Source organism: Pseudomonas frederiksbergensis (assembly GCF_003732665.1).
GTDB lineage: Bacteria > Pseudomonadota > Gammaproteobacteria > Pseudomonadales > Pseudomonadaceae > Aquipseudomonas > Aquipseudomonas frederiksbergensis_G.
Map to the genome: position 1 here is coordinate 206741 of NZ_MOBP01000021.1, position 14424 is coordinate 221164.

Here is a 14424-nt window from a genome sequence, read left to right on the forward strand (position 1 = left end):
TGGCACCGTACGACACGGGCTTGCAATCAACTATTAAGTCAGGCCGCGTTGGCCCGACGACTGAAACCTGTTGGGAGTTTCACATGGCAAATGCCTCCAGCACTTACAGGAAGGCTCTTGAAGGTCACCAGGCACCGAAAAAGGTCTTGGTGAAAATCGATCGCGTGACCAAGAAGTTCGACGAAACCACTGCCGTGGACGATGTGTCCCTGGAGATCCATCAAGGCGAAATCTTCGCCCTGCTGGGTGGTTCCGGCTCGGGCAAATCGACCCTGCTGCGCATGCTCGCCGGCTTCGAGCGCCCGACCGAAGGGCGGATCTTGCTCGACGGTGTCGACATCACCGACATGCCGCCCTACGAGCGGCCGATCAACATGATGTTCCAGTCCTACGCGCTGTTCCCGCACATGACGGTGGCGCAGAACATCGCCTTCGGCCTGAAGCAGGATCGGTTGTCCGCCAGCGAAATCGACGCCCGTGTGGAGGAGATGCTGCGCCTGGTGCACATGACCCAATACGCCAAACGCAAACCCCATCAGTTGTCCGGCGGCCAGCGTCAGCGCGTCGCCCTCGCCCGCTCCCTGGCCAAACGTCCGAAGCTGTTGCTGCTTGACGAACCCATGGGTGCGCTGGATAAAAAGCTGCGTTCGCAGATGCAACTGGAACTGGTGCAGATCATCGAACGGGTCGGCGTGACCTGCGTGATGGTGACCCACGACCAGGAAGAAGCCATGACCATGGCGGAACGCATTGCGATCATGCACCTCGGCTGGATCGCCCAGATCGGCAGCCCGGTGGACATTTACGAAGCGCCGGTCAGCCGCATGGTCTGCGAATTCATCGGCAACGTGAACGCCTTCGACGGCACCGTGGTCGAGGACCTGGAAGGTCACGCGATCATTCACAGCCCGGACCTGGAACAGAAGATTTACGTCGGTCACGGCGTCAGCACCTCAGTGCAAGACAAGTCGATCACCTACGCGATCCGCCCGGAAAAAATGCTCGTCAGCACCCTCAAGCCGGAGCAGCGCTACAACTGGTCCCAAGGCAAAGTGCATGACATCGCCTACCTCGGCGGCCACTCGGTGTTCTACGTTGAACTGCCCGGCGGCAAAGTCGTGCAGTCGTTCATGGCCAACGCCGAACGCCGGGGCGCGCGTCCGACCTGGGACGATCAGGTCTACGTGTGGTGGGAAGACGACAGCGGCGTGGTACTGCGCTCATGAAAACCTTCAATCAGCAATTCCTGAGACTGGTCCCCAGCGGGCGCAAAGTGGTGATCGGCATTCCGTTCATCTGGCTGTTCCTTTTCTTCATGCTGCCGTTTTTTCTGGTGATGAAGATCAGCTTCTCGGAAGCGGCGCTGGCGATTCCGCCGTACTCGGAGATCTACACCTTCGCCGAGCAGAAATTCCAGTTGCTGCTCAACCTCGGTAACTACTCGCTGCTGACCCAGGATGAGTTGTACATCTCGGCGTACCTCGGCTCGTTGAAAGTGGCGTTGCTCAGTACGGTGATGTGCCTGGTGATCGGTTTCCCGATGGCCTACGCGATTACCAAGGCGAAAAAGGAAACGCAAAACGTCCTGATGCTGCTGATCATGATGCCGACCTGGACCGCGATCCTGATCCGCGTCTATGCGTGGATGGGCATCCTCAGCAACAACGGTTTGCTCAACGCGTTCCTGATGTGGACCGGGCTGACCTCGGCACCGATCGAGATCCTCAACACCAACACGGCGGTGTACATCGGCGTGGTTTACGCCTACCTGCCATTTATGGTGTTGCCGCTGTACGCCAACCTGGTCAAGCACGATGAAAGCCTGTTGGAAGCCGCGTCGGACCTGGGTTCGAGCAACTTCAACAACTTCTGGAAAATCACCGTGCCGCTGGCCAAGAACGGGATCATCGCCGGTTGCATGCTGGTGTTCATTCCGGTGGTCGGCGAGTTCGTGATTCCGGAACTGCTGGGCGGCCCGGAGACGCTGATGATCGGCCGTGTGTTGTGGCAAGAGTTCTTCAATAACCGCGACTGGCCGGTGGCGTCCGCCCTGGCGGTGGTGATGCTGTTGATCCTGATTGTGCCGATTCTGCTGTTCAACCGCAGCCAGGCCAAAGAGATGGAGGCACGGGGATGAAACGCTTCGGATTTTCAAAGTTCATGCTGATTTTCGGCCTGTCGTTTATCTACTTGCCGATGCTGATCCTGGTGATCTACTCGTTCAACGCCTCGAAACTGGTGACGGTGTGGGGCGGCTGGTCGGTGAAGTGGTACGTCGGCTTGCTCGACAACACGCAACTGATGGGCTCAGTGGTGCGCTCGCTGGAGATTGCCTGCTACACCGCGATTGCAGCCGTGGCGCTGGGGACCTTGGCGGCGTTTGTGCTGACTCGCGTCACGCGCTTCAAGGGCCGCACGCTGTTCGGTGGTTTGGTGACGGCGCCGTTGGTGATGCCGGAAGTGATCACCGGTCTGTCGCTGTTGCTGCTGTTTGTGGCCATGGCGCAGTTGATCGGCTGGCCGCAGGAACGCGGTTTGGTGACGATCTGGATTGCGCACACGACGTTCTGCGCGGCGTATGTGGCGGTGGTGGTGTCGGCGCGGTTGCGTGAGCTGGACCTGTCGATTGAAGAAGCGGCGATGGATTTGGGTGCGCGGCCGTTGAAGGTGTTCTTCCTGATCACCATTCCGATGATTGCGCCATCGTTGGCGGCGGGCGGGATGATGTCCTTCGCGCTGTCGCTGGATGACCTGGTGTTGGCGAGTTTCGTCTCGGGTCCGGGGTCGACGACCTTGCCGATGGAAGTGTTCTCGGCGGTGCGTCTTGGGGTTAAACCTGAAATCAACGCCGTGGCCAGTTTGATTCTGTTGGCGGTTTCGATTGTGACCTTCATGGTTTGGTACTTCAGCCGCCGCGCCGAAGCCACCCGCAAACGCGCGATTCAGGAAGCGATGGATCAGACCGCCAACGAATCGTGGCAGCAACCTAAAAAGCAAATGGCCGGAGCCACCGCCTAATGTAGGAGCTGCCGCAGGCTGCGATCTTTTGATCTTGCTTCAAAAAATCAAAAGATCGCAGCCTCGTTTCACTCGGCAGCTCCTACAGGGGGATGGGTTCTCCTCCTTCGCCAAAGGGTTTTATGTTCATTGCAATTTTGATTTGCGTATTTGAATAAAAAAAGAAATGGAGTTGTACCGATGAAAATGTTTGGCAGGACTCTGCTGACACTGTCCTTATTGGGCGCGATCACTACCGGCGCCCAGGCCAACGACAAGGTTCTGCGCGTCTATAACTGGTCGGATTACATCGCCCCGGACACGGTCAAGAAGTTCGAAGACGAGACCGGCATCCGCGTGACCTACGATGTGTTCGACAGCAATGAAACCCTTGAGGCACGCCTGCTCGCGGGTAAATCCGGCTACGACATCGTGGTGCCGTCCAACAGTTTCCTGGCCAAGCAGGTCAAGGCTGGGGTCTATCAGACCCTGGACAAATCGAAGCTGCCGAACTGGAAAAACCTCAACCCGGTGCTGCTGAAAAACGCCTCGGCCAGCGACCCGGAAAACGCTCACGCCTTCCCGTACATGTGGGGCTCGATCGGCATCGGCTTTAACCCGGCCAAGGTCAAGGAAGTGCTCGGGGCCAACGCGCCGACCAACTCCTGGGACCTGCTGTTCAAACCGGAAAACGCAGAAAAACTCAAAGCCTGCGGCATCAGTTTCCTCGATTCGCCAACGGAAATGCTGCCGGCCGCCCTGCACTATCTGGGCTACCCGGTGAATTCCCAGGACAAGGCGCAAATCGCTGAAGCCGAAGCGCTGTTCATGAAGATTCGGCCGTCGGTGGCGTACTTCCATTCCTCGAAGTACATCTCCGACCTGGCCAACGGCAACATCTGCGTGGCCGTCGGTTATTCCGGCGACGTGTTGCAGGCCAAAGCCCGGGCCAAAGAGGCCGGCGACCTGGTGAAGATCGACTACAGCATCCCGAAGGAAGGCGCCGGCAGCTTCTACGACATGGTCGCCATCCCACGGGACGCGGCGAACGTCGACAACGCCTACCTGTTCATGAACTTCCTGATGCGCCCGGACATCATCGCCGAGATCACCAACAACATCGGCTACAGCAACGCCAACGCCGCGGCGACACCGTTGGTGGATGAAGCGATTCGTGATGATCCGGGGTCGTACCCGTCCCTGGCCGTCATGGCGACGTTGTATGCGATACCGGACATGCCGATTGGCGTGCAGCGCGTCATGACCCGAGGCTGGACCCGCGTGAAACTCGGCAAATAACCCACACTCGGCAGATCCCCTGTGGGAGCGGGCTGCTCGCGAAGACGGCGGCACATTCAGCATCAATGTGCCTGACCTATCGCTTTCGCGAGCAAGCCCGCTCCCACAGGGGTCCGGGGTGAAACACAGACTTGTGAATGACAACAACCCGCTGTGGGAGTGAGCCTGCTCGCGAAGAGGCCCTGACAGCCAACATCAATTTCAGCTTTCCTTTTACCGTTCAAGCAGCGCCTTACCACCGCTGCGTTGCTCTGCGCAGAACGGCCTCACCTGGCTCCTCGGTTAAGGTGAACTTCAGGCGCCCTCGGGCGCCTTTTTTTGGTCTGGTGATCTCAGCGGCCATTCGGCCAACGCCCGATAGTGGCCCTTGTGGGATTCGAACAGCGTGAAGTGCTCCGCCCGCAGGATAAATTCGGGCGGTGTGGAGGACTCAGGCACCGGCAATCGATAGTCGCGCATCAAGGTCAGATGCGGCCGAAATTCCTTCGGCGAATCCTCAAACCCGAACGGCAACATTGCCTGCTCCAAACCGTAGACCAGCCGCAGCAACTCCGGTGACGCCTGCTCGGTGGCGAGCACCATCACACCATGCCTGCGCCACACCTCCACTCGATCCAGCACCACCCGCAACGCCACGCCCGGCACGCGGACCTGCGCCGCCGCCGTGCAGATATCGGCTATCTGCGCCACGCTCACCGCGCCCAAAAACATCAGCGTCAGGTGAAAGTTTTCCGCCGGCACCGACCGACCGCTGCGCAGTTGCAGAGCACGGCGCCACTGCGCAATCGCCCGGCGCTGCTCGGGGGCGCAGTCCAACGCGAAAAACAGCCGTTTAAGCGGTTCATGGGATTCGTCGCTCACACCTGGCACCTCCTGGCATGCACGTTATAGTTGAACCAACCGAATCAACCGGAGGGCGCCATGCGCGAGATCATCAGCAAAGAGCCATGGTGGGCGATGCCGCCGCAGCCCGGTCAGGACGAGGCCGAGCTGGAATGGGGCTGGCTGGTTCACTATAGCGAAGGTGAGCCGCGTTTCGAGTTCGTGCGGGAGCGGCCGACGGACAACGAGATCCGCAACCGCAAGAGTTGCAGGATCACCCCGGCACATGAGTGATCCTGCGACGACCGTTACGCTTGCAACACAACGTTGAAGCCGCCAAAGACCATGCGCTGACCATCGAACGGCATCGGATTGACGTCCTGTTGCATGCGCGGGTCGACCATGACTTTCTGCATCCCGGCATCGCGGGTGGCCTTGTCGGGCCAGACGATCCAGGAAAAAATCACGGTTTCGTCTTCCTTGAGCTTCACGGCCATCGGAAACGACGTGACCTTGCCGTCGGGCACGTCATCGCCCCAGCATTCGGTGATGCTTAGGGCGCCCGCCTCTTTGAAGATTTTGGCGGCAATCTCGGCGTGCTTGATGAATTTTTCCCGGTTGGCGGTGGGGACTGCGGCGACTAAGCCATCGATGTAAGACATGGTCATTCTCCTGCTGGGGGTTGAGGGTCGATCTGCTGGTTAGTCGAACCCGGCGGGCGCCAATCGACAGCACCGCTGCCCGAACTGACCGACGGTACTTCGGCGCTCCCCGCCAGGTTGCCCTCGATTTGCGCAGCCATGTACAACGTGCCCGCCATCACCCCGGTGGTCGGGTTTTGCAGCAGTTTGGTCCAGGCTTTGTCGAAGGTGTTGCCCAGGCTGCTGCGGATCAGCGCTTCGCTGTCCGGCCGGTCGCTGGCCTGGATGATCGCGCGGATGCCCGCCACACCCACGGTGATCAGGCCTCCGGCCAATTTGCCCGCCGCCGCGGCCACGGCACTGGCGGCGCCACGGGTGGGCATTTCTGCTTCCATCCGTTGACTGGCACGCTTGGCCACCGGCGCCATGGCGGTTTCGGTTGAATCCACCCCTTTATCGCCCCCCGCCTTGTGGATCTTGTCGATCAGCGCCGCGTAGGCCGGCAGGGTGTTGAGCGGCGCGGTGTGCACCACTTGATACAGCGAAGCGTTGCGGGCCGGTGGCGGCCCGAGGGCTATCGCCGGGATTTTCTGCAGACGCCCGTTGAGTTGCGCCATCGGTATGCCGTGGCGCTGGGAAATTTTCTGCAATTCTTCCTGGAGGATGTCGACGTAGAACGCCGTGGCCAGGCCGAGGATCGCGTCGGGATCGATTTCCACCGCCACCGGCGCCAACACCCGTTGCTGGTATTGATCCAGCAGATAAGCCGCCAGGCGCTTGGCCGAGGCGTCCTGTTCGCCCTGGGAACTGATCGTGTACCAACTGACCTTCATCGACAGCCATTCCTGGGTCCAGTAACTGCTGAACCAGGGAATGAAGTTCTCTTCGGTCAATTGATAGACCCGGGTGCGCCAGTAATCCATGGCGCCATGGGCGTAGATCCTGGTCTGTTCGGTGGCCGATTGCGACGCGGCGACAATCTCCCGGTCCACCTGTTGCCAGGTGCTCGGCGACACCACCACGACCGGCGCTACATCAGGCGCACGCGTAGACGTGGCGCACCCCGCCAACACCACCACCACGGCGACGATCAGCGAACGCAGGTTCAAGATCGCGGTGTCCTACAGTCGTTGCCGGGCGAAATGCCCGGTGCTCATAAGACTATTGAGTTGAGTATAGGTGGAGGGTTTTGGCCGTTCGTCTGGAGTTTGTGCTGTGTTCTTGAGGCCGCCTTCGCGAGCAAGCCCGCTCCCACAGTGGGTCGGGGTGACAACAATCGGTGAACGACGCAAAACCCTGTGGGAGCGGGCTTGCTCGCGAAGAGGCCCGCCAGAACGATGAAAATATTTTCACCATCATTCCCGTCGATATTCACCATCGCAACGAATGCCTTCCGCAAAAATACCGTCCGGCGCAGGATCGCCCCATACCCAACCCAAACCCCGAATCGGAGGGGCACATCATGTTGATCCATCTCCTGACCTGCCTGGCCCTGACCGCCGTCACCCTGACCCTGTTTTCCCGTTTCTTCCTGGACATCGGCCAGACCGAGGAGCACTCGTCATGATCCGTATCGTCACTCTGGCCGTGAGTTTCCCGGTATTCGGCACCAACTACTATTCGCAACACGTGGTCTCGCGCAAAGAGATCGCGCTGGTGTTCGACAAACAGTTCGAAGACTTGCTGATGCCCGCAGCGGCTAATCACTTCAGCAACGAAGTGGTCGGGCTTAACGACCAGTTCCGCTTTTTGAATGATGTGCTGGTCGAGCATTTGCTGGACGCCGAACTGGCCCAACAGTCATCTCGCCAGTTCACGTTCTAACTGACGTTACTTGCCCAGGTTATGATTCATCAAACCGGGCTGTTGATTGGCGCTCTGCCATTGACGCAAGTTGTCGCAGCCCTTCACGTTGACTTCAGCCAAGTGGCTGCGGGCATCACAGGTCATTGACCACTTCTGCCGCAGCGATGGGTATTTGATGAAATCCGCGCGGGTGGGTGGTTCGCAGCCGGACAGCGTCGCAGCGCAGATCAGCATGGCGGCCAGTTTCCAGGCGGCCGGGTAGCTCACGATTGATTTCATGATGGTTGGTTTCCTGTTGAGGAAGCCCAATGCTATGAGTTGAATGGTCCTACTGGAAGAGCCACTTACATGGCATTTCATAGGGCCATTTTTTTGGACTCTGAAGACGCCTTCGCGAGCAAGCCCGCTCCCACATTTGAAATGCATTCCCCTGTGGGAGCGGGCTTGCTCGCGAAGAGGCCCGCAAAACCACCCCCCCTCACCAAGCCATGCCCCTAACAGGACAGCGGCCAAATGCCACCTATACTCCACGCAACCAACCCCGCAAAGGATCTGCGCCTCCAACAATAAAAAGCAGAGGTGGAACATGGTCTGGCAGCAAATCTACGACCCGTTCGGCAACCCGGTGATCTCGACCATCATGGCAGCAGTGCCGGTGGTGGTGATGCTGGCCTCCCTGGCGTTTTTTCATATCAAGGCGCACATGGCGGCCCTGCTGGCGCTTGCCTCCGCCTTGCTGATCGCCATCTTCGCCTTCGGCATGCCGGCAAACATGGCCGGCACGGCAGCGCTGTTCGGCGCGGCCAACGGGCTGCTGCCGATTGGCTGGATCGTGCTCAACATCATCTTTCTGCATCGACTGACTACCGAGAACGGCTCGTTCAAGGTGCTGCAGGATTCCCTTGCCCGCATCACCGACGACCGGCGCCTGCAATTGCTGCTGATTGCCTTCTGCTTCGGCGCGTTCTTTGAAGGCGCGGCCGGATTCGGCACGCCGGTGGCGGTCACCGGGGCGATTCTGATTGGCCTCGGTTTTTCGCCACTCGCCGCCTCAGGCCTGGCGCTGATCGCCAACACCGCGCCCGTGGCCTTCGGCGCCCTCGGCACGCCGATCATCACCCTGGCCAAAGTCACCGGGCTGGATGAGATGGAGCTGTCGATGATGGTCGGGCGGCAGTTGCCGTTCTTCTCGGTGCTGGTGCCGTTCTGGTTGATCTGGGCCTTTGCCGGTTGGCGCAAGATGCTGGAAATCTGGCCGGCGATTCTGGTGGCCGGGGTCAGTTTCGCCGTGCCGCAATTCATCGTGTCGAACTACCACGGACCAATGCTGGTGGATGTGATCGCCGCGTTGATTTCCATGGCCTGCCTGACCGGTTTCCTCAAGGTCTGGAAACCCGCCACCGTGCACACGTCAGCCGCCCTGTCAGGACGTGTCGACAACTCGAAAATCGACCCCGAGCACGAACAAAAACCCGAGGCCAGCGCGACGTTTGCCAGCGACGCCAAACCGGCGGTGATGCGCGCGTGGATGCCGTGGATCATCCTCACGGTGTTCGTGTTTGCCTGGGGCACCCAGGGTTTCAAGAACCTGTTCGATACCCGCGCCGTGGTCGATCCGCAAACCCATTCCGCCACCCTCGACCCGCAGGGCAAACCGTTGCGCGAGGCCAACCCGATCTTCTCCCCCGCCCTGACCTTCACCACCCTGCACCAGCAAGTCGAGAAAGTGCCGCCCGTGGTGCCAGCGCCGAAAACCGAGGATGCGATCTACAAGTTCACCTGGTTCACCGCCACTGGCAGCGGCATTTTCTTCGCGGCGATCCTCGGCGGGTTGCTGATGGGTTATTCGATTCCGCAACTGGCGCGCCAATACCTGCGAACGTTGTGGGTGGTGCGTTACTCGCTGATCACCATCGCGGCGATGCTTGCCCTGGGTTACCTCACGCGCTATTCGGGACTGGACGCGACCATGGGCCTGGCCTTCGCCGCCACGGGGATTTTCTACCCGATGTTCGGCACTCTGCTGGGCTGGCTCGGCGTGGCGCTGACCGGTTCGGACACCGCCTCCAACGTGCTGTTCGGCGGCTTGCAACGGGTGACCTCGGAACAACTGGGCATCAGCCCTGTGTTGATGGCCGCCGCCAACAGTTCTGGCGGGGTCATGGGCAAGATGGTCGACGCCCAGTCGATCGTGGTCGCCTCCACCGCCACCCGTTGGTACGGCCATGAAGGGGAAATCCTGCGCTACGTGTTCTTCCACTCCATCGTGCTGGCGATCCTGGTCGGCGGGTTGGTGACATTGCAGGCGTATGTGGCGCCGTTCACGCATATGGTGGTGGGCGGGCATTGATTCATCCCGGTTCCCTGCGCCCGCGAGCCCTATTTACCGGGCGGCAGGGAACCTTCGCTGCCGCCGCTTATCCCTTGATAATCGACTAAGCTTAAAAGACTGAGCCAGTGTGCCCGAGCGCATCAATTGGTCGACTCAGTCCCCCGAAGTAACGTCCGCCCGATTTATGTTTAGAATGCTAAATTTCTTCGCCACTTAGTGGGCGCTAGCAAATGCATGTCGCTGATTGCATTGCAGTCATAAATTCACCCTGCCGATGATTCCACGAGGCAGGCGCAAGCCTAATCATTTATGTCGCGGCGCAGGACGTCGCCTTTTCAAGGCTCAGGCATGACCACTTCATCCGACCCATCGTCCAATGTTGCCGATTCAAAGCAACACCCGCTGCACCCACTCGATTTTGGTGTGGTCGGCATTGGCGCGTCTGCCGGTGGTCTGCAAGCGATCAAACTGTTTTTCGAAAACATGCCCCAGGACAACGGCATGGCCTTCGTGATCATTCTTCACCTGTCGCCGGATCACGAAAGCATTGCCGACCGGATCATCCAGGAATCGACCCAGATGCCGGTCCTGCAGGTCACCGAAACGGTGCCCATCGAACGCAATCATGTGTATGTGATTTCCCCGGCCCATCGCCTGGCGATGAATGACGGCAATCTCGAAGTCAGTCCCTCCGACCCGCGACTGGGCCGCACCTGCGCCATCGATCTGTTCTTCCGCGACCTGGCCGATGTGCACCGTGAACGGGCGTTTTGCCTGGTGTTGTCGGGCACCGGTTCCGACGGCGCGGTGGGTTTGTCGCGCATCAAGGAACAGGGCGGCGTGACCCTGGCCCAGGCGCCGGAAGACGCCGAGTTCGACGGCATGCCCCGCGCAGCCATCGACACCCAGATGGTTGACCTGATACTGCCCGTCGTGGAAATGCCGCAAAAGCTGTTGGAGTTGTGGCGCAATGCCCAGGCCATTTCCCTGCCCGCCGCCGACGACACGGACCAGCAAACCATCGCCACGCTCGCCGAGCGCGACGCGGTGGCCTCCGAACAACTGCTGCGCGATGTGCTGATCCAGTTGCGCGCCGGCACCGGCCATGACTTCAAGCACTACAAGCGCGCCACCGTGTTGCGCCGGATCGAGCGGCGGATGCAGGTCACCGCGCAGCCGGACCTGGCTTCCTACTATCGCTATCTGTTGAGCAGCCCCGAGGAAACCAAGGCGTTGCTGGCCGACATGCTGATCGGCGTGACCAACTTCTTCCGCGACCGCGAAGCGTTCGAAGCCCTGGAGCGGGACGTGGTGCCACAACTGGTCAGCGCCGCCGTTTCGGCCCACCCGGAAAAAGAAGAAATCCGCGTCTGGTCGGCGGGCTGCTCCACGGGTGAGGAAGTCTATAGCCTGGCGATGCTGGTCAACGATCAGATGCAACTGGACGCCAGTCAGGCGTCGTTGCAGCTGTTCGCCACCGATATCGACGAGCGCGCCATCGCCGTCGGCCGCAGCGGCACGTATCCGCAGGCGATCATCACCGATGTGCCGCCGACGCGGTTGCGTCACTATTTCACCAAGGAAAACCAGCACTACCGGATTCGTAAGGAAATCCGCGAAAAAGTGCTGTTCGCCAAGCACAGCCTGTTGTCCGATCCACCGTTTTCGCACATGGATTTGATCGTCTGCCGCAATCTGCTGATCTACCTGGATCGCGAAGTACAGCGCGAAATCCTGCAGATGTTCCACTTTGCCCTGCGCCCGGGAGGCTTCCTGTTCCTGGGCACCTCCGAGAGCGCGGATGCCTGCCACGACCTGTTTGCCCCGGTCGATAAACGCAACCGGATCTTCCGGGCCAAAACGGGCGCCGGCAACAGCCGGCGTGCCCCGACCATGCCCCGTGGAGGCTATGTGCGAACCGACATTACCCGCCAGGCACCACCCAGCAGCAAGCCGCGCAAACTGTCGTTTGCCGACATCCACCAACGCGCCCTTGAACACTCCGCACCGCCAAGCATGATCGTCGACGCCAATGCCGACATCCTGCACATGAGCGAAAGCGCCGGGCGTTTCCTGCGTCATGTTGGCGGCGAGCTGTCGCGCAATTTGCTGACGTTGATCCTGCCGGATCTGCGCCTTGAGCTGCGCACCACGCTGTTCCAGGCGCAACAAGGCAGTCAGATGGCGAAGTCCCGGCCGGTGGTGATCAAGCGCGAGGAACGCAGCTATAAGGTCGGCCTTGTGGCGCATCCTTACCGCGACGAAGACTCCGACAGCGAGTTCGTGCTGGTGATGTTCGAAGAGATTGAAGTCGACGCCGCCGACGCTGCCACCGGTGATCCGCTGCACTCGGAAAACCAGGTGTTGTCCAGCCTTGAACGGGAATTGCAGCGCACCAAGTTGCAGTTGCAGGACACCATCGAACAGTCGGAAGTCTCCAGCGAAGAGCTCAAGGCTTCCAACGAAGAAATGCAGGCCATCAACGAAGAACTGCGTTCGGCTACCGAAGAGTTGGAGACCAGCAAGGAAGAGTTGCAGTCGATCAACGAAGAGTTACTGACGGTCAACTTCGAGCTGAAAACCAAAGTCGAAGAAACCGACAAGATCAACGATTACCTGACCAACCTGATCGCCTCCACCGACATTGCCACGGTGTTCGTCGACAGCAGCATGCGCATCAAATGGTTCACGCCCCGGGCCACGGATATCTTCAGCATGTTGCCGGTGGACACCGGACGCTCGCTGCTCGACATCACCCATCGCCTGGATTACGAAGACCTGGCGGGCGATGCCGCGCAGGTGTTCGAGTCGCTGAACATGATCGAGCGTGAAGTCAGCAGCACCGATAACCGTTGGTACATCGCCCGCCTGCTGCCCTACCGCTCCAGCGCCGATCACATCGACGGCACCGTGCTGACCTTCATCGACATCACCAAGCGTCATGCCGCCGAAGAAGAACTGCGCATGGGTGAAGAGCGCATGCGCCTGGTGGCCGAGAGCACCCGCGACTACGCGATCATCACCCTCGATGAACTGGGCATCATCACCACTTGGAACAAAGGCGCGGAACTGATCTTCGGCTACCGCAAAGCCGAGGCCGAAGGCGCTTATTACGACTTCATTTTCTCGCCGGAAGATCGCGCCGCCGGCGTCCCGGAAAACGAGCTGCAAACGGTGCGCACCCACGGCCGCAACGAAGACGAACGCTGGCACCTGCGCAAGGACGGCAGCCGTTTCTTCTGCAGCGGCGAAGTTACCCTGCTGCGGGGCGACAACCTGCAGGGCTACGTAAAAATCGCCCGGGACCTGACCGGGCACAAGCGCCTGCACGAAGAGCAAAACCAGCAACTGGCGGAAACTCAGAGCAGCAGCCATTTGAAGGATGAGTTTTTTGCGGTGATGTCCCACGAACTCAAGCATCCGCTGAACCTGATCCAACTCAACGCCGAACTGTTGCGACGCCTGCCAGTGATCAAAACCACGGACCCGGCGGAAAAAGCCGTCAACACCATTTGCGATGCGGTCAGCAGCCAGGCGCGGATCATTGATGATTTGCTCGATGTCGCGAGGGTGCGCACCGGCAAGCTGCGGCTCAAGCGCAGTGCCGTGGATTTGAAACCGATGTTGCAAGACGTCTATCAGGTGGTGATCAACGCTCACCCAAGCGTTGATGTGATGTTGCAACTGCCTGAAGACGGACCGTTGATGATCAATGCCGACCCGACCCGGGTCGAGCAAGTGATCTGGAACCTGGTGAACAATGCCTTGAAGTTCACCCCTTCGGGCGGCCAGATTCGCTTGATCGCCACCCGCGACGCCGGCATGGCCCGGCTCGACGTGCACGACAGTGGCGTCGGCCTGAGCGCCGAGAGCCTGCATGAGGTGTTTGACTTGTTCGGCCAAGCCGTCAATCAGCACGCGACTCACCAACGGGATGGCCTCGGGATCGGCCTGTCGTTGGTGCGGCAATTGACCGAAGCCCATGGCGGCAGTGTCGACGTCAAATCCGCCGGGCTCGGCCAGGGTTGCACCTTCACCGTGCTGCTGCCGTTGAGCCAACCCCATGACAAAGTCATGCCTTCGAACCAGACGGGTGAACAGTCCGGGCGCCTGGCGGGCCTCACCGTGCTGCTGGTGGATGATTCTCGGGAAGTCCTCAATACGATGAAAATGCTGCTGGAAATGGAAGACGCCCACGTCATCGCTTTCGCCGAACCACGCCAGGCCCTGGAAGCGGCCCAGACTGGCCAATATGACGTGGTGGTCTCCGACGTCGGCATGCCAGGCATGAGCGGCCACGACTTGATGCGCGCCTTGCGAGAACTGCCGCACATCAAGCAAGTGCCGGCGATTGCCTTGACCGGTTACGGCGCAGAAATCGACATCGAGAAATCCCGCAAATCCGGGTTCGACCGGCACCTGGGCAAACCGGTGTCCTACGACGCGCTGATCGAAACCATTGAAGAACTGCGGCAATCGCGCACGGACTGAGTTAACAGGTACATCACAAATCCCTGTGGGAGCGGG

General features: G+C 60.0%; 12 protein-coding genes. 8 read left to right on the forward strand and 4 right to left on the reverse strand.

All coding sequences use genetic code 11. The annotated features are described in order from the left end of the window. Nucleotides 1-83 precede the first annotated feature (83 nt). From potA to BK665_RS27820, 4 genes are all read left to right on the forward strand, one after another. Nucleotides 84-1226, forward strand: a complete 1143-nt coding sequence (gene potA, locus BK665_RS27805; protein ID WP_123409722.1) for a polyamine ABC transporter ATP-binding protein — start codon at nucleotides 84-86, stop codon at nucleotides 1224-1226. After that, a complete protein-coding gene (locus tag BK665_RS27810) occupies nucleotides 1223-2137 on the forward strand; it encodes an ABC transporter permease subunit (protein WP_123409723.1) in 915 nt (304 codons plus the stop codon). Before potA ends, BK665_RS27810 begins: the two co-directional genes overlap by 4 nt. After that, on the forward strand, nucleotides 2134-3018 hold the full coding sequence (locus BK665_RS27815; RefSeq protein WP_123409724.1) for an ABC transporter permease subunit: 885 nt from the start codon (nucleotides 2134-2136) through the stop codon (nucleotides 3016-3018). Before BK665_RS27810 ends, BK665_RS27815 begins: the two co-directional genes overlap by 4 nt. Before the next feature lie 180 nt (nucleotides 3019-3198). After that, nucleotides 3199-4296: a polyamine ABC transporter substrate-binding protein gene (locus BK665_RS27820; protein WP_123409725.1), complete on the forward strand. Its 1098-nt coding sequence runs from the start codon at nucleotides 3199-3201 to the stop codon at nucleotides 4294-4296. Between the two features lie 294 nt (nucleotides 4297-4590). Here BK665_RS27820 and thpR read toward each other — a convergent pair whose 3' ends face one another. Continuing rightward, on the reverse strand, nucleotides 4591-5157 hold the full coding sequence (thpR, locus tag BK665_RS27825; protein WP_123409726.1) for an RNA 2',3'-cyclic phosphodiesterase: 567 nt from the start codon (nucleotides 5155-5157) through the stop codon (nucleotides 4591-4593). A gap of 60 nt (nucleotides 5158-5217) precedes the next feature. Here thpR and BK665_RS27830 point away from each other — a divergent pair, with 60 nt between their 5' ends. Beyond that, nucleotides 5218-5412: a hypothetical protein gene (locus tag BK665_RS27830; RefSeq protein WP_123409727.1), complete on the forward strand. Its 195-nt coding sequence runs from the start codon at nucleotides 5218-5220 to the stop codon at nucleotides 5410-5412. Between the two features lie 14 nt (nucleotides 5413-5426). Here the strand turns inward: BK665_RS27830 and BK665_RS27835 are convergent, their stop codons facing one another. Further along, entirely contained in the window at nucleotides 5427-5780 is a 354-nt protein-coding gene (locus BK665_RS27835) for a DUF1428 domain-containing protein (RefSeq protein WP_054614290.1), read from the reverse strand. Between the two features lie 2 nt (nucleotides 5781-5782). Next, on the reverse strand, nucleotides 5783-6868 hold the full coding sequence (locus BK665_RS27840) for a hypothetical protein (protein ID WP_123409728.1): 1086 nt from the start codon (nucleotides 6866-6868) through the stop codon (nucleotides 5783-5785). 454 nt (nucleotides 6869-7322) lie between these two features. On the opposite strand from BK665_RS27840, the gene BK665_RS27850 reads away from it, so the two are divergent. Continuing rightward, complete coding sequence (locus BK665_RS27850; RefSeq protein ID WP_123409730.1) at nucleotides 7323-7583, forward strand: hypothetical protein; 261 nt, start codon at nucleotides 7323-7325, stop codon at nucleotides 7581-7583. A gap of 6 nt (nucleotides 7584-7589) precedes the next feature. Here the strand turns inward: BK665_RS27850 and BK665_RS27855 are convergent, their stop codons facing one another. Then, nucleotides 7590-7844 carry a hypothetical protein gene (locus BK665_RS27855; RefSeq protein WP_123409731.1) on the reverse strand — a complete coding sequence of 85 codons (255 nt, stop codon included), beginning with the start codon at nucleotides 7842-7844 and terminating at the stop codon, nucleotides 7590-7592. Nucleotides 7845-8151: 307 nt separating this feature from the next. On the opposite strand from BK665_RS27855, the gene BK665_RS27860 reads away from it, so the two are divergent. Further along, nucleotides 8152-9915 (forward strand): L-lactate permease, encoded by a 1764-nt coding sequence (locus BK665_RS27860; protein ID WP_123409732.1) that lies wholly within the window; start codon nucleotides 8152-8154, stop codon nucleotides 9913-9915. Nucleotides 9916-10245: 330 nt separating this feature from the next. Further along, nucleotides 10246-14388, forward strand: a complete 4143-nt coding sequence (locus BK665_RS27865; protein WP_123409733.1) for a CheR family methyltransferase — start codon at nucleotides 10246-10248, stop codon at nucleotides 14386-14388. Nucleotides 14389-14424: the final 36 nt, after the last annotated feature.